This is a genomic window from Pseudoduganella sp., from assembly GCF_041914865.1.
In the GTDB taxonomy this organism is placed as follows: Bacteria; Pseudomonadota; Gammaproteobacteria; order Burkholderiales; family Burkholderiaceae_D; genus Rugamonas.
Map to the genome: position 1 here is coordinate 99934 of NZ_JAYSCO010000006.1, position 16485 is coordinate 116418.

Annotated in this window: 12 protein-coding genes; 1 reads left to right on the top strand and 11 read right to left on the bottom strand. The window is 66.0% G+C overall.

From position 1 onward, the window contains the following. Positions 1-76: 76 nt before the first annotated feature. The 5 genes from ACE3TQ_RS04710 to ACE3TQ_RS04730 all read right to left on the bottom strand — a co-directional run bounded on the left by ACE3TQ_RS04710 (position 77) and on the right by ACE3TQ_RS04730 (position 10683). Complete coding sequence (locus tag ACE3TQ_RS04710) at positions 77-2353, bottom strand: DUF4214 domain-containing protein (RefSeq protein ID WP_374580795.1); 2277 nt, start codon at positions 2351-2353, stop codon at positions 77-79. An 18-nt stretch (positions 2354-2371) separates the two neighbouring features. Beyond that, positions 2372-6916 (bottom strand): DUF4214 domain-containing protein, encoded by a 4545-nt coding sequence (locus ACE3TQ_RS04715; protein ID WP_374580796.1) that lies wholly within the window; start codon positions 6914-6916, stop codon positions 2372-2374. A 157-nt stretch (positions 6917-7073) separates the two neighbouring features. Next, positions 7074-7940, bottom strand: coding sequence for a carboxylating nicotinate-nucleotide diphosphorylase (gene nadC / locus ACE3TQ_RS04720; RefSeq protein ID WP_374580797.1), 867 nt, complete (start codon positions 7938-7940; stop codon positions 7074-7076). Next, positions 7937-9076, bottom strand: coding sequence for a quinolinate synthase NadA (gene nadA, locus ACE3TQ_RS04725; RefSeq protein ID WP_374580798.1), 1140 nt, complete (start codon positions 9074-9076; stop codon positions 7937-7939). The genes nadC and nadA overlap by 4 nt, the downstream gene beginning before the upstream one ends. A 5-nt stretch (positions 9077-9081) precedes the next feature. Further along, a complete protein-coding gene (locus ACE3TQ_RS04730) occupies positions 9082-10683 on the bottom strand; it encodes an ABC-F family ATPase (protein WP_374580799.1) in 1602 nt (533 codons plus the stop codon). A gap of 89 nt (positions 10684-10772) precedes the next feature. On the opposite strand from ACE3TQ_RS04730, the gene ACE3TQ_RS04735 reads away from it, so the two are divergent. Continuing rightward, positions 10773-11594, top strand: coding sequence for a sterol desaturase family protein (locus tag ACE3TQ_RS04735; RefSeq protein ID WP_374580800.1), 822 nt, complete (start codon positions 10773-10775; stop codon positions 11592-11594). A gap of 74 nt (positions 11595-11668) precedes the next feature. Here ACE3TQ_RS04735 and ACE3TQ_RS04740 read toward each other — a convergent pair whose 3' ends face one another. From ACE3TQ_RS04740 to queE, 6 genes are read right to left on the bottom strand one after another with little or no spacing between them, the layout of a single operon-like run. After that, on the bottom strand, positions 11669-12979 hold the full coding sequence (locus tag ACE3TQ_RS04740; protein WP_374580801.1) for an NAD(P)/FAD-dependent oxidoreductase: 1311 nt from the start codon (positions 12977-12979) through the stop codon (positions 11669-11671). Beyond that, positions 12976-13881 carry a muramoyltetrapeptide carboxypeptidase gene (ldcA, locus tag ACE3TQ_RS04745; RefSeq protein ID WP_374580803.1) on the bottom strand — a complete coding sequence of 302 codons (906 nt, stop codon included), beginning with the start codon at positions 13879-13881 and terminating at the stop codon, positions 12976-12978. The genes ACE3TQ_RS04740 and ldcA overlap by 4 nt, the downstream gene beginning before the upstream one ends. Further along, positions 13878-14774: an alpha/beta fold hydrolase gene (locus ACE3TQ_RS04750; RefSeq protein WP_374580804.1), complete on the bottom strand. Its 897-nt coding sequence runs from the start codon at positions 14772-14774 to the stop codon at positions 13878-13880. Before ACE3TQ_RS04750 ends, ldcA begins: the two co-directional genes overlap by 4 nt. A gap of 51 nt (positions 14775-14825) precedes the next feature. Further along, a complete protein-coding gene (gene tadA / locus ACE3TQ_RS04755; protein WP_374580805.1) occupies positions 14826-15278 on the bottom strand; it encodes a tRNA adenosine(34) deaminase TadA in 453 nt (150 codons plus the stop codon). A gap of 7 nt (positions 15279-15285) precedes the next feature. Beyond that, positions 15286-15729 (bottom strand): 6-carboxytetrahydropterin synthase QueD, encoded by a 444-nt coding sequence (gene queD / locus ACE3TQ_RS04760; RefSeq protein WP_342116875.1) that lies wholly within the window; start codon positions 15727-15729, stop codon positions 15286-15288. A 3-nt stretch (positions 15730-15732) separates the two neighbouring features. Then, positions 15733-16365, bottom strand: a complete 633-nt coding sequence (queE, locus tag ACE3TQ_RS04765) for a 7-carboxy-7-deazaguanine synthase (protein ID WP_374580806.1) — start codon at positions 16363-16365, stop codon at positions 15733-15735. Between the last annotated feature and the right edge of the window lie 120 nt (positions 16366-16485).

Sequence of the window (16485 nt, forward strand, 5' to 3'; positions counted from 1 at the left end):
CAAAAACTATCCGTTACAGACAAGCAGGCACAAAAAACGCCGCGCAAGGCGGCGTTGATCGCGTGCGCTGGACGCATCAGCCCAGCCACGGCGTGTATTCGAAGCCGGCGCCGATCACACTGGCCACCTGCGCCACGTTTTCGGCGCTTTCGCTGAAGCCCACCAGTACGCTGCTGAGCGGCGCCAGTTTCTGGTCCAGCACGTTGAGCCAGTAGGCGCGCCCTTCCGCGTCCGGCGCGCGGTGCAGCACATTCTGGTAAAAGCGGTCGACCAGCTCACCGTTCGCTGGATTGCTGCCATACAGCTTGCGGAATTCGTCGGAATTGATGAAGCCAGCCGCAATGTCGAACAGGCTGAAGCCCTTCTCGGCGGCGGCCATCCAGTAGCCCACCCCTTCCAGGTCCGGCTTGCGGTCGAACGCCGCCTGGTACAAGCGGAACACCTGGCCGGCCACGCCGTCCACGTCGAGCGCAAGCGCGCTGGCGCCAAAATGCAGGCGCTCGACATGACGCAGCTCGGTCGTGGACGCGCCATCGAGCGCCGTCACGCGCAGCATCCCTTCGCTTTGTTCCAGTGCATAGGCCGCGCGCCCGGCACCGAACCACGCGTGGTCGCGCCCGGCGCCACCGTCCAGCATGTCATAGCCGGCACCGCCGTACAGCTGGTCGTCCCCGCCGCTGCCAGCCAGGATATCGTCACCGGCGCCGCCATACAGGGCATCGGCCCCGCTATGGCCCCGCAGTTCGTCGTTCCATGCGGTGCCGTGCAATGTCTCCCCTTGCGGACGGGCCAGCCGGTACAGGCCGACCTTGTCGCCGTGCGGGTCGATGCCGACGCTGAAATTGGACGCCACCAGGTCGCCCGCCTTGACGTTCTCCAGGATCACGAGGGGCCTGTAGCCGAACTCGATGCCGGCGGCGCCATCGGGGTCGTACTCGATCACGGTTGCATGCTCCTGCTGCGCCAGGCGCAGGTAGCCCGGCTTGCCGAATGGGTTCTCCAGCAGCGACTGCAGCTTGGGTATGCCGCGCACCAGCAGCACATCGCCACCGGAGCCGGCGCTGAAATCGGTCACCGTGAGGGTGCCCGGCAGCAGCTTCGCCAGGTCATAGGTGTCGCGCCCGGCACCGCCGGTCGCCCGCACGTCATTGCTATAGACGCCGCTATTGCCGAACGAGAGCGTGTCGTAACCGCTGCCAAGATCCACGACCGGCGCGGTCTGGCGCGGCCCGTAGTTCTGGCACACCACGGTATCGTTGCCGTCACCGCCACTGTAGCGGCCACTGCCATTGCCGCTCAAGAAGTCATTGCCGGCGCCGCCCTCCAGCTGAGAGCCCGCGCGCCCGCTGTCCTCCAGGCGATCGTTGCCCGCACCGCCGCGCAGGATGTTGACGCCAGCGTCATCGGATAGCTCATCGTCGCCGTCGCCGCCCTCCAGCGTGTCATTGCCATTGCCGCCGACCAGGCGGTCGTTGCCGGCGCCACCGCGCAGCAAATCGGCACCGCCGCCGCCCTCGAGCACATCGGCGCCGTCGTCCTCGGCCTGCGTGCCGCCATCCAGGAGGTCATCACCCTCGAGGCCGCGCAGGGTATCGGCGCCGCCCGCTCCGTTCAGCACGTCGCGCAGTGCGCCGCCCCACAAGGCATCGGCGCCAGCCGAACCGTGCAGCGTGTAGCCATTCTCGCTGCCATCCGGATTGACGTCGCCCTGGAAATTCTCGATAGTCAAGTCGCCCACCGCGACGTTTAGCAGCCTTGTCACCACCTGGCCCCGCATCACCAGCAGCGTGTCGGCCCCCTCCTGCACCAGTGCCAGCCAGCCGCCCGGCGCCATCGGATTGCCCTGCGCCGGTCGCCAGCCGATTTCGTACAGGACCCGCAGCCCCAGCACATCGCCGCCGGCGCCCGCTTGGAAGTCGGTGATCACCAGGTCAAGGCCGCGGCGCAAGGCCTCCGGCCCCGCGATGTCGAACACGTCGCGCCCACTGCCACCGCTGGCCCGCACCGACCACACTTCCTTGCCATACGGTGAGCTCTTGATGTCGATGTAGTCGTTGCCATCACCGCCGTCGAGCGTAGCCGAACCGCGCCCGATCGTGAGGTACAGCGTATCGTTGCCGGCCCCGCCCAACAGCTGGTTCGCGCCGCGCGCATCCAGCAGGTCATCGCCGTCGCCGCCGTCCAGCACATTGCCGTCATCACCTTCGGTGAGCACGTCATCGCCTTCTTCGCCATACAGTTCGTCCTGGCCGGCGCCGCCTTCCAGTTTGTCATCGCCGGCGCCGCCGCGAATCCGGTCCGCCTCGTTGCCGCCCGATAAGACGTCCTTGCCTGCCGTTCCCGTCACATTCATCTGTCTGTCCCGTAATGCTCAGCCCATCCAGGGCGTGTATTCAAAGCCGGCGCCGATCACCTTGGCCACCTCCGCCACGTTCTCCGCGCTTTCACTGAAACCGACCAGCACGCTGCTGAGCGGCGCCAGTTTCTTGTCCAGCACATTGAGCCAATAGGCGCGCCCTTCCGCGTCCGGCGCGCGGTGCAGCACATTCTGGTAAAAGCGGTCGACCAGTTCGCCGTTCGCCGGGTTGCTGCCGTACAGCTTGCGGAACTCGTCGGAATTGATGAAGGCGGCCGCAATGTCGAACAGGCTGAAGCCCTTTTCGGCGGCGGCCATCCAGTAGCCCACCCCTTGCAGGTCCGGCTTGCGGTCGAACGCTGCCTGGTACAGGCGGAACACCTGGCCACCGATACCGTCGATATCGAGGGCGATGGCGCTGCCGCTCAGCTGGATCCGTTCGATGCCAAGCAGGGTGTCGGTGCCGCCCTGCCCCGCCAGGTCCTGCACTTTGAAGCCGCCAGCTTCGGCCCAGACCTTGATGTCGGCGCTGGTGCGCGCCAGGTGCATGTAATCGAGGCCGGCCCCGCCATCGAGCGTGTCATTGCCGTCGCCGCCAGTCAGGCGGTCATTGCCGTCACCGCCCAGCAGCACGTCGCTGCCGCCCGCACCGGACAGCACGTCGTCGCCGGCGCCGCCGGACAGCTTGTCGTCGAAATTGCCGGCGATGATACGGTCGGCGCCGGCGCTTCCCTCGACCACCAGCGCGCCGGCGGCCGCGCGCGGGTCGATGCCGTCGCTGAAGGCCGTGTACGTGAGGGAGGCGGCGTCGGTGTTTTTCAGGGTGAACCACAGCTTGCTGGCGCCGCCGCTGACAATCATCACCTCGCTGTCCTGGCCGGACTGCACCAGCTTCAGCACGCCTTCGGCAAACGGATTGGCTTTCTCGAAGCCGGTGAGCTTGCGCAGTCCCTCCAGGACCGCCAGGCGGTCGCCGGCCGCCACGTCAAAGTCCATCACCACGTTCGCCCCTGCGGCCGCGACCCCAAAGTGGAACCGGTCGGCACCGGCGCCACCGGTCAGTTCGACCGTCAGGTCACGGTCGTAGGTATACAGCACGGCCAGGGTATCGTTGCCCGCGCCGCCGTTCGCCTGCACCCGGTGCGCGCCGCCCGCGGTCGCGTTGTGCAGCTCGATCTCGATCCTGTCGTCGCCCTCGCCGCCGTCCAGCACGTCGTTGCCGGCGCCGCCGCTCAGGCGGTCCTTGCCGGCACCGCCCTCCAGCAGGTTCTTGCCCGCTGAGTAAGAGGTCAGCGTGTCGTCGCCCTCGCCGCCGCGCAAGATGTTGTCGCCCTCGCCGTCGAACAACTGGTCGTCATCGCCTCCGCCCTCCAGCAAGTCATTGCCGGCGCCGCCGCGCAGGTAGTCCCGGCCGGCGTCGCCGCGCAGGACATCGTCGCCCTCCTCGCCGCTGAGTTCGTCATTGCCGGCGCCGCCATGGAAGGTGTCGTGCATGCGCGTGCCATACATGCGGTCATCCTGGGCGCCGCCCTGCACCGGGCTGGCCGTCAGGCTGCCATCGGGCGGGTAGCCGCCGACGAAGTTGGCGCCGGTCAGGGCGCTGGCCTGTACATTCTCCAGCGTCAGCACCGCCTGGAACTGCTTCTCGCCTTTGCCGTCACTGTCCCAGTACAGGACGGCATGCGCGCCGTCTTGCTGCAGGCGCATGGTCCCCCCTTGCGCAAAGGGATTGATGGCCTCGGGATAGTACCCGATCAGCCTGGTCAGGCTGATGCGGTCGCCGCCGGCGCCGGCGCTGAAGTCGGTGACGATGTAACGGTTGTCCTGCGGCGCATAGGCCAGCTCGTAGGTATCGATGCCGGCACCGCCGGTCAGGCGCGCCTCGGTGCCGCGCGACGATTCCAGGCGGAACACGTCGTCGCCAGCGCCGCCGGACGCCGACACGGCCTGGCGCGGCTCGACGTTGTAATAGTCGCGGGAGTTGAAGATGATGGTGTCATCGCCGTTGCCGCCCTCGGCGCGGTGCTGGCCAGCGCCGACCGTGATGCTGTCATTGCCATCGCCGCCCAGCAATTGCGAGCTGCCGTTGTTGGCGCTCAAGCTGTCATCACCGGCACCGCCATCGAGCGTGTTGCTGCCTGCCTCGTCCATCAGGTAATCGGAGCCGGCCCCGCCAGACAGCTGGTCGTCGCCCGCGCCGCCGTCCAGCTGGTCGTTGCCGTCGCCGCCGCGCAGCACGTCGTTGCCGCCCTCGCCGCTCAGTCTGTCGTTGCCTGCCGCGCCATCCAGCGTATCGTTCAGGAAATCGCCGCGCAGGGTATCGTCGCTGTCGCTACCCAGCAAAACCAGGCCGGTGTCATCGCCGGCCGGCGACAGGCCGCGCGTGAAATTGTCGCGCGTGAAGGCGCCGGCCGACGTGTTGCTGAAGGTCGCCACGTCGCGCCAGCCGTACGCGGTGCCCGCCGCCCCATCCTGGTCCAGCTGCAGGACGGTGTGCGCGCCATCCTGCTGCAGGCGCAAGTGGCCGGTGCCGAAGGGGTTCTGCTTGAGAACGCCCGGCAGCATCCCCAGCACATCCATGCGGTCGCCGCCAGCGCCAGGCATGAAGTCGCTGATCGTGATCTTCTGGTTGACATTGCCGCGAAACTCGTAGGTGTCGCGCCCGGCGCCGCCGCTCACGTCGATGATGGCGCTGCCGTAGTAGCCGCTGAAACTCACGGTGTCGTCGCCGTCGCCGCCCGACACGCTGATCTTGTTGCTGCCGCTATCCCCGCCATAGATGTCAATGTCAAAACGGTCGTCGCCCGCATCGCCCAGCAGCTCGGCGATGCCGCCGCTGATCGCCAGGCGGTCATCGCCGGCACCGCCCTCCAGCCGGTTGGTGCCGGCGGCGTACGCGCTCAGGCGGTCGTTGCCACTGCCGCCCAGCAGGATATTGTTGCCGCCACCGCCGCTCAGCTCGTCGTCCCCGGCGCCCCCGTCCAGCCTGTCGTTGCCGTCATCGCCGTACAGGCGGTCGTCGCCACTGCCGCCGCTCATTTGGTCGTCGCCACTGCCGCCTTGGAGCGCGTCGCGGCCCATGCCGCCCAGCAGCGTGTCGTTGCCGCTGCCGCCGTCGAGCTCGTCGCCGTATTCATTGTCGGGTTCATCGCCACCAATCAGCGTATCGTTGCCGTGGCCGCCGCTGAGCTGGTCGTTGCCGCCCAGACCGTTCAGCACATCGTCAAGCGCGGTACCCGCCAGCTTGTCGGCGCCGGCGCTGCCGGTCAGCGTGATGCCCTTGCTGCTGCCATCGGGGGCATAGCCGGCGACAAAGTTCGCACCGGTCAGCTGCGCTGCCGTAACACCGGCCAACGTCACCAGGCGCACCGGGCCCGCGCTGGCATCCGCCGCGCCGTTCCGGTCGTACCACAGCACGGCGTCCGCCCCCGATTGCTCCAGCTTCAAGTAGCCCGCCGCCCCGAACGGGTTGCCGGTATAGCCATACGGCAGCAGGCCGGTAATATCCAGGCGGTCGCCGTCGGCCACGCTGAAGTCCTCGATACGGATGGCCCAGCTACCGCCACGGCCTTTGAAGGCGATGGTGTCCGTGCCCGTGCCGCCGCTTAGCACCAACTCGCCATTGCCGGAGGGCAGCTCATACACCTCCAGTCTGTCGTCGCCCGCGCCGCCATCCATGCGCACCGTGCGGTTGGCCTCGCCGTACGCATGGTAGGCACTGATGCTCAGCGCATCATTGCCGGCGCCGCCGGCCACGCTGCCGTCGCCGGACAGGTAGCCGTTCACCTCCAGCGCATCGTCGCCTTCGCCGCCGTCGGCGACAAAGCCGCCGCCGCCCACGGTAATACGGTCCTTGCCAGCGCCGCCGTACAACTCGTTCTCACCTTCGAGGTCGGACAACAGGTCGTTGCCGTCGCCCCCTTCCAGCACGTCGTTGCCCGCGCCGCCATACAGGTAGTCGTTACCGGCACCGCCATCGAGCCTGTCACTGCCGTTGTCCCCGCTCAGCCTGTCATCCCCGGCGCTGCCTGTCAGGCGGTCGTTCCCATCGCCGCCATTCAACTGGTCGCCGTAGTAGCCGGACACCCCGGCACCGCCGACCAGCACATCATCGCCGCCATGGCCCCACAACTCGTCGCCGCCGGCGCCGCCATCGAGATAATCGCCCAGGTCGCTGCCGACCAGCTTGTCGGCGCCATCGGTGCCCTGCAGGTTGACGGCCACAGGGCTCAAGCCGGTGGTGAAGGTGAAGTAGTAAGGAGCGCGCACAGCGGCACCGGTGGCATCGACCAGCCAGTCGTCGCTGAAGGACAGTCGGATGGCGGTTCCGAAAGGCAGGTCCTGCGGTGGGTCGATCGTGACCGTATTGCCGTTGATGCTGACCACACTGCTGCTCATCAGGTCAGACAGCAGCGCCTTGCCGGACTCGGTGACGATCTGGAATTTGCCGGGTCCGGCCTTCACCGGTCCGCTGAAGGTCAGCACGATATTGCTTTTAGTATCGACCTGGTGGGCATAGTCGGCAGGGGTGCGCGCGATCAGGGTGACGCTGGAGGTCATTGTGATTTAGTCTACGAAAGTTTCAATTGCGCGAGATCATATACAAAAAGTCGCGCAAATTTCTCACGCAAAGTCACCAGCCGCCATAAAAGAGCGGCGCCGGCGGCGTAAAAAAACGCCGCACAAGGCGGCGTTCCGGACTGGCTGCACGCGCGGTTCAACCGATAATGCGCAGCGAGAAGTCGGTGGCTTTCACGTCCTTGGTCAGGGCGCCAATCGAAATACGGTGCACGCCGGTTTCGGCGATGGCGCGCACGGTGTCGAAGTTGACGCCGCCGGACGCCTCCAGCAGCGCGCGGCCGCCGTTGACCTGCACCGCCTGGCGCATCATGTCCAGGCTGAAGTTATCGAGCAGGATCGATTCCGCACCCGAGGCCAGGGCTTCTTCCAGTTGCGCCAGCGTCTCCACTTCCACCTGGATCGACACTTTCGCGTCGAGCCGCTTGGCGGCCGCCAGTGCGGCGGTGATGCCGCCTGCCGCCGCGATGTGGTTCTCCTTGATCAGGATGCCGTCGTACAGCGCCAGGCGCTGGTTCTGGCCGCCGCCCACGCGCACCGCATACTTCTGCGCCAGGCGCATGCCCGGGATGGTCTTGCGGGTGTCGAGGATGGCGGCAGTGGTGCCCGCGATCACGTCCACGTAACGGCGCGTGGCGGTCGCCACGCCCGACATCAGCTGCATGAAGTTCAGCGCCGAGCGTTCGGCCGTCAGGATGGCGCGCGCCGGGCCGGTGATGGTGCAGACCGGCGAATCGGCCGCCATCAGGTCGCCCTCGGCGTAATGCCAGTCGATCTCGATGCCCGGGTCCAGCGCTTCCATCACGCCTTCAAACCAGGGCGCGCCGCACAGCACGGCCTCTTCGCGCACGATCACGCGCGCGGTGGCACGGCCCTCTTCCGGCACCAGCTTGCCGGTCAGGTCGCCGGTGCCGATATCTTCCATCAGCGCCGCCAGCAGGTTGCGCTCGTATGCGCCCGCCAGCGCATCGTCGAACGGTGCGAATTTGTTCTTCAAAGTACTCATGCCGGACCAATCCCCTGGAACAATTGCGCTTCCTTGGCCAGGTCGGCGCCCGGCGCGACTTTGGCCTTCTTGGCGGCGGCGAAATCGAGCATGCGGTTGATGGCGCGCTGCGCTTCCTTGCCCACTGCCTGATCGACATGGATCTCGTTGTTCATGTTTTCCAGCACGTCCAGCAGGTTGCGCAGGCCGTTCATCGCCATCCACGGGCAGTGCGCGCAGCTCTTGCACGTGGCGCTGTTGCCGGCGGTCGGCGCTTCGATGAAGGTCTTGCCCGGTGCGGCCATGCGCATCTTGTGCAGGATGCCGTTGTCGGTGGCAACGATGAATTCGGTCGCAGGCAGGTTCACCGCGGCGGCGATCAGCTGCGAGGTGGAACCCACCACGTCGGCCTGTTCCACCACGCTGGCAGGCGATTCCGGGTGCACCAGCACCTTGGCGTTCGGGTGCTCGGCCTTGAGCAGGTCCAGCTCCACGCCCTTGAATTCGTCGTGCACCAGGCAGGAACCCTGCCACAGCAGCATGTCGGCGCCGGTCTGCTTCTGGATGTAGGAACCCAGGTGCTTGTCGGGCGCCCACAGGATCTTCTTGCCCTGCTCGTGCAGGTGCTTGACGATATCCAGGCCGATCGAGGAAGTCACCATCCAGTCCGCGCGCGCCTTCACGGCGGCCGAGGTATTGGCATACACCACCACGGTGCGGTCCGGGTGCTGGTCGCAGAAGGCGATGAAGTCTTCCGGCGGGCAGCCCAGGTCGAGCGAGCAGGTCGCGTCCAGGTCCGGCATCAGCACGGTCTTCTCCGGCGACAGGATCTTGGACGTCTCGCCCATGAACTTCACGCCGGCCACCACCAGGGTCTGGGCCGGATGGTCGCGTCCGAAGCGCGCCATTTCCAGCGAGTCGGACACGCAGCCGCCGGTTTCCTCCGCCAGGTCCTGCAGGTCGGCGTCCACATAGTAGTGGGCCACCAGCACCGCATTGCGCTCGCGCAGCAGGGTCTTGATGCGTTCCTTCAGCAGGATTTTCTCGTTGGCCGGCACGGGTGCCGGGGTGCGCGCCCACGCGTGGGCTACGCAGCTGCCGCCTTCGACTGGTTTCTCGAATTCGACAGTCTTGATCGGTGCAACAATCGCGTTCATTGGCTTTACTCGATGCCTTGGCTCTTCAGGTATTCTTCATAGCCGCCGCGGAAGTCCACGACTTCGTTCTCCTTGATCTCGATGATGCGGTTGGCCAGCGAGGAAACGAACTCGCGGTCGTGCGACACGAAGATCAGGGTGCCGGCGTACTTTTCCAGGGCGATGTTGAGCGACTCGATCGACTCCATGTCCATATGGTTGGTCGGTTCGTCCAGCAGCAGGACGTTATGGCGGCCCAGCATCAGCTTGCCGTACATCATACGACCTTTTTCGCCGCCCGACAGGACCTTGACCGATTTCTTGACTTCGTCGCCGCCGAACAGCAGGCGGCCCAGCGAGGAGCGCACGGCCTGGTCGTCGTCGCCTTCCTTGGTCCACTGGCCCATCCAGTCGGTCAGGTTCAGGTCGGTGGCGAATTCCTCGGTCGGGTCCTGCGGCATGTAGCCGACGTTGGCGTTCTCGGCCCACTTCACCAGGCCGGTGTCGCTCGACAGGCCGGTGATCTCCTGGCCGCCGATGCAGCGCAGCATGGTGGTCTTGCCGGCGCCGTTGGCGCCGATAATCGCGATGCGCTCGCCCGCTTCCACCATCAGGTCCACATTCTTGAACAGGGTGCGGTCGTAGGTCTTGGAAATGCCCTGCACTTCCACCGCCAGGCGGTGCAGCTTCTTCTCGCCGTCGAAGCGCACGAACGGGTAGGCGCGCGAGGATGGCTTGATGTCCTCGATCTTGATCTTCTCGATCATCTTGGCGCGCGAGGTGGCCTGGCGTGCCTTGGATTTGTTGGCCGAGAAGCGGCGCACGAAGTCCTGCAGCTCGGCGACCTTTTCCTTCGCCTTGGCGTTGTTGGCCAGCTGCTGGTTGCGCGCCTGGGTCGAGGCCAGCATGTAGTCATCGTAGTTGCCCGGATAGATCTTCAGCGTGCCGTAGTCCATGTCGGCCACGTGGGTGCAGACCTGGTTCAGGAAGTGGCGGTCGTGGGAGATGATGATCATCGTCGAATCGCGCTGGTTCAGCACTTCTTCCAGCCAGCGGATGGTATTGATGTCCAGGTTATTGGTCGGTTCGTCCAGCAGCAGGATGTGCGGGTTGGAGAACAGCGCCTGCGCCAGCAGCACGCGCAGCTTCCAGCCCGGCGCCACGGCGCTCATCGGGCCCTGGTGCAGGCTGATGTCGATGCCCGCGCCCAGCAGCAGCTCGCCGGCGCGCGCTTCGGCGGTGTAGCCGTCGTACTCGGCGACCTTGCCTTCCAGCTCGGCCGCTTCCATGTAGTCCTCGTCGGTCGCTTCCGGGTTGGCGTAGATCGCGTCGCGCTTTTGCATCGCTTCCCACATCTCGGTGTGGCCCATCATGACCACGTCCAGCACGCGCATTTCCTCATACGCGAACTGGTCCTGGCGCAGCTTGCCCAGGCGCTCGTTGGCGTCCAGGCTGACGTTGCCGGCGGATGGTTCGAGATCGCCACCCAGGATCTTCATGAAGGTGGACTTGCCGCAGCCGTTGGCGCCGATCAGGCCATAGCGGTTGCCGTCGCCGAATTTGACGGAAATGTTCTCGAACAGCGGCTTGGCGCCGAACTGCATGGTAATGTTAGCGGTAGAAAGCATGCTGGTGCTGGAAAAGTGTTAAAAAGCGAATCGGGCATTATACCCCGGCGACCAGATGGCCGCCTAGCAGACGCCGGAGGGGCGCGGGCATGAAAGTTGTCGACATTGCCATAGTCATCGCCATCAATACCCTTCCCATGCTGGGATTGGTGCTGCTGGCCAAGCTGGCGGAGCGCCGGCGCCCGGTCGACCCGCCTTCACTGGCTGCGGCGCGCCTAAACCTGCCCTACCTGCTGGTCTATGGCAGCAGCGGCCCGCTCACCAGCCTGGCGCTGGGCAGCCTGACGGTGGCCCTGGTTAATGCGGCTGGCGGTGGCTGGATCCGCCTTTCCGCCGAAGGCTGGTGGCTGCTCCCGTCCTTCCTGGCCTACCTGTTCGCGCTGGACTTGCTGGAATACCTGTTCCACCGGGCGCAGCACCGCTTTGCCTGGCTGTGGGCCATGCACTCGCTGCACCATAGCGATCCGGCCATGAATGCTTCCACCGTGGTGCGCCATTTCTGGCTGGAGCCGGCCCTGAAGGCGCTCACCATCTACCTGCTGGCGGGCCTGCTGTTTGCCACGCCGGGCGTCATCCTGGGCATGTACGCAGTGCTGGGCTTTTACCACGTTGTGCCGCATATGAACCTGCGGCTCGGCTTCGGGCGCGCCTGGTGGCTGCTGAATTCGCCCCAGTTCCACCGCATCCACCATTCCGCCCTGCCGCAGCACTACAACTGCAATTTCGCCTCGCTGTTCCCGCTGTTCGATTGCCTGTTCCGCACCCAGCACGCGCCGCAGCCGGACGAGTTCCCGCCGACCGGCCTGGACCAGGCCCCAGCCACGCTGTGGCAGGCCCTTACCTGGCCATTGCGCTATCGCCAGCCGGGCGTGGAGCCGGCCACCCTTTCCGATTTGGCAGAAAAGTCTTAAACGCTCTTATTCGCACTTTTTTCCTCTTAAACGCTCTTATTCGGTCTTAAAAACAGCGTTTTTCTAACCATGGGTCAAGGCTGCTTGCCCCGCATCCAGTCGCGTAATTCGTAATACCAGTAAGTGAGCTGGGCTGCCAGCAGTCCGGCCGCGCCGCCGGTGGTCGGCAGGCCCCAGGCGGCGAACTGCTCGACCTTGCTCAGTTCGCCCAGCAGGGCCGCCGCCAGGACATCGCCGGCCAGCGAGGTCGGGCCGACGCCATGCCCGCCAAATCCCATGCCGTACCAGACGCCATTCGGCAGCCTGCCCAGCTGCGGCATCTTGTGGCGGCCATAGCTCATCAAGCCGCTCCAGGCGTAATCGACCCTGGTGCCGGCCAGCTGCGGGTAGACCTTCAGCATGTCGGCGTACAGCAGGCGCGCCACATCCTGCGCGCTGCGCGAACGGATCGAAATGCGGCCGCCCCACAGCAGGCGGCTGTCCTGCAAAGGGCGGTAATAGTCGAACGCGAAGCGCGTGTCGTAAATGGCTGCATTGGTTGCCAGCGCCTGCGGCATACGTTCGCCCAGCGGCTCGGTCACCATCACATAGGTGGCGATCGGCAGGATCGCGCCGGCCAGCGCGGGATACAGGCGCTCGATGTATCCGCCGCAGCACACCACCACCTCGTCGCACAGCACCTCGCCATCTGCGGTGCTCACGCGCCAGCCGGGGGCCGCCGCGCCGCCTTGCGCGCCGGCCCGGCGTGGCTGCGCGGCGATGGCGCGCACACGGCTGCCTTCGTGTACCCGCACGCCGCCGGCCTGCAGCGCGGACGCCAGCCCTTGCGCATACTTCAACGGGTGGAAGTGGAAGGCATTCTCTTCGTACAGCGCGCCGAAGTAGCGCGTGCTGCGCGCGCGCTCGGCGAATTCGGCGGCCGGCACGCGTTGCCATTCGACGCCCAGGTGCTCTTGCATGAAGCGCTGGCGCTCGTCCAGCACGCGCGGGTCGTCGAACCAGTTGGCAAGGTAGATGCCGCCATGGGTGGCGTCGCAATCGATGCCGTAGCGCGCGATGCGGCGCCGGATCTGCTCGACCGCGCCCAGGGTCAGCTGGTACAGCCGCCTGCCCTGCTCCGTCCCGACCGTGGCCAGCAAGGCCTGCTCGTCCAGCGAGTAGCCACCGAACACAAAACCGCCGTTGCGCCCCGACGCGCCGTGCCCTACCTGCTCGGCCTCCAGCAGCACCACATCGCGCTCGCCGTGCTCCATCAGCGACATCGCCGTGGCCAGCCCGGCGAATCCGGCGCCGATCACGCAGATGCGCGCCTCTTGCCGCCCTGCCAGGGCGCTATAGCGCTCGCCTGGCGCTGTGGCGCGGTAGTAGCTCTCGGCGCCATTCATGGCAGCGTGGGATAGCCGCTTGCGGTCAGGTCAAAGCCTTCGGCGTCGGATACCAGGTGCGCCTGTGCCCCGAACGGCAAGGTGCAGAGGTCTTTGATATGCCCGAATGGCAGCCCGGTCAGCACCGGAACCCGCACCGTCGCGCGGATAAACGCCAGCATGGCGTCGAAATCGTAGCCGTTATCGTGCGGCGACAGGCGGTAGCCGGAAAAGTCACCCAGCACGATCGCTTTCTGCCGATCCAGCACGCCGGCAAAATGCAGCTGCAGCAGCATGCGCTCCACACGGTAGGGGTGCTCGCCAATGTCCTCCAGGAACAGGATACCGCCCTCGACCTGCGGCCAGTACGGCGTCCCCAGCAGGTGGTTGACCATCGCCAGGTTGCCGCCCCAAAGCGTGCCCTGTACGTCGACCTGCGGATTGCCGACGCCGCTACCGCGCACGGCATGCGTCGGCCCCAGCATGCAGTCCCAGAATTGCGACATGGTGTATTCGGACGGCTCCTCGCGCGCGAAGTCGCCGTTCATCATCGGCCCGGCAAAGCTGATGCGCCCCGTCGCCTGGTACAGCGCCATATGGAATGCGGTGATATCGCTGTAGCCGACGAACAGCTTGCCGCTGTCGGCCAGCTTGCGGAAATCCATGCGCGGCAAAATCCGGCTGATGCCGTACTGCCCGCGCAGCATCAGCACGATCTGGCAGGCGGGATCGGCCGCCGCCGCATTCACCTGCGCCAGGCGCGCGTCGTCGGTGCCGGCGAAGCGCTGGAACCGCGCCTCCGAATCGTAGTAGTTGTGGACGATGCAGCACTGCGCTTCCAGGCGGGCAATGCCGCGTGCCAGCGCGGCGTCATCGAGGGCGGAGCCGGCGGGTGCGGCGATGGCAATTCCGATATTTTTCACCCGGCCATCTTACCGCGCAGGTGCTGATCCAGCAAGGCAAGCAGGCGCCCGACCAGGGCCGGCGGCATATCGTGCCCCATGCCCTCGATGACCTCCAGCCGTGCGCCCGGAATCTGGCGCGCCGTGTCGATGCCGCAGGCGCACGGCACCAGCGGATCGGCATCGCCGTGGATCACCAGCGCCGGGCAGGCAATCTTGCGCAGCAAGGGGCTACGGTCGCCGGAAGCCGCAATCGCCACCAGCTGGCGCGCCACGCCGTCGCCATTCACGCTGCGCGCCACCGCTTCGCCGGCCATCTGGCGCAGCAGCTCTTCCGGCATCGGGAACGCCGGGCTGCCGATGGTGCGGAAGGTATCGACCATCTGCTCCACCACCCGCGCCCGGTGGTGCGCCGACGGCGTGCGGCGCAGCAGGATGCGGCGCGCCGCCGGGCTGGGACCGGGCAAGCCGGGGCGCCCGCTGCTGGACATGATGGAGGTCAGGCTCAGGGTGCGGGCCGGGTAGCGCGCCGCCATGATCTGCGACACCATGCCGCCCATCGACACGCCGACAATATGCGCCGCCGCCACGCCCAGCGCGTCGAGCAGGCCGACCGCGTCGCCCGCCATGTCATTCAGGGTATAGGGTGCGCGCTGGCGCCAGCCGAACAGGTGGCGCAGGTAGGCCAGCCACAGGTTTGGCACGCCGAGATGGTCGAAATGGGAAGACAGGCCGGCATCGCGGTTGTCGTAGCGGATCACGTGGTAGCCGCGCTGCACCAGGCCGTCCACAAATTCGCGCGGCCAGGAAATCAGCTGCAGGGCCAGGCCCATGTTCAGCAGCACAGCCGGGCCGTCCGGGTCGCCGCTGGACTCGTACGTAAGCGTAATACCGTTTATATCAACGCTGGCCATGGCTCAGCATAGCACCGCCGCGCCAGCGCGTGGCGCGCAATCGGGCCCGCTTCAGGCCCCGTTGTTTTTGCGCAATGCGCGCCGTTCGGCGAAGAAGTCCTTCAACACCTGGCCGCAGTCGTCGGCCAGCAGGCCGCCGCTGACTTCGGCGTGGTGGTTCAGCTGTTCGCTCTCGAACACGTTGACGACCGAGCCGCAGGCGCCGGTCTTGGGATCGGTGGCGCCGTAGATGATCTTCGACAGGCGCGCATGCATCATGGCGCCGGAGCACATGACGCAGGGTTCCAGCGTCACATACAGCTCGCAGCCCGGCAGGCGGTAGTTGCCCAGGGCCGCGGCCGCGGCACGCATGGCCACGATTTCGGCGTGGGCGGTGGGGTCGTGGCGGCCGATCGGCTGGTTGTAGCCGCGTCCGATGATCTTGCCATCCTTGACCACCACGGCGCCGACCGGCACCTCGCCCTCAGCCCAGGCGCGGCGCGCTTCCTCCAGCGCGGCGCGCATGTACAGCTCATTCGACAATTTCAGCCCAGCAGTTCGGGGTTTCGTGCAGCACCAGCTTGTGCAGGTGCAGGCCGGTGCCGTAATGGTCCTTGAAGGCGGCCTTCAGGATGTCCCAGGCCACGGCGGCCAGGTTTTCCACCGTCGGGATACGGTCGATCACGACCGTCTTGTGGTTCGGCAGCGAGGCCAGGAACTCCTTCACGGCGGCGTCCTTCTCGTACACCAGGAAGGCATGGTCCCAGACATCGACCAGGTGCTCCTTGGCGATGGTCTTCACGTCGGAGAAGTCCATGATCATGCCGTTGTCGGAATTGCCTTCGGCATCGATCACCTTGCCGGTCAGGGTGATTTCCAGGGTGTAGCGGTGGCCGTGCAGGTTGCGGCACTGGCTCTTGTGGTCCGGAATGCGATGGCCTGCATCGAATTCCAGCTTGCGGGTAATAGTCAGCATTGCTTATGGGATGTTCAACAGTTTATGGGTTTGCAAGCTCAGTTTCCATTTCGGGTTGCGCTTGCAGGTTTCGATCGCCAGCGTGGTGTTGAAGGCGGCCAGCGGGCCGTCCATCGGCTGCACGAAGAAATTCTCGAAATCCAGGCCTTCGTAGGCGGCCAGGTCCTGGTCCTTCTGCGGGATCACGACCTTGATCTCATTGCCTTTGCTGACCACCAGCTTCGACCCCATTTTCGGGCTGACGCACACCCAGTCCACGCCGGCCGGCACTTCCATGGTGCCATTGGTTTCGATGGCGATGGTGAAGCCCGCCGCGTGCATGGCGTCGATCAGCGCCGCGTCCAGCTGCAGCAGCGGCTCGCCGCCGGTAAACACCACGTATTTGTGGCCGGCACCGGCGGGCCACAGGCTGTCGATTTCCTGCGCCAGCGCCTGCGGCGTGGCAAATTTGCCACCGCGCTCACCGTCGGTGCCGACAAAATCGGTATCGCAGAACTGGCACACTGCGCTGGCGCGATCCTGTTCGCGCCCAGTCCACAGGTTACAGCCGGAAAAACGGCAAAACACGGCGGGACGCCCGGCATGGGCACCTTCGCCCTGCAGGGTGTAGAAAATTTCCTTGATGCTATAGGTCACAGGGTACTTCCAGTGGTCGGCAACCCTACATTATAGCGCTTTTCACGAAACGAAACGGGTTTGCGCTTGGTCAACATTTGCCGGCGGCGGCGGCGGCACAATCAGGTTTCACACGCAGTG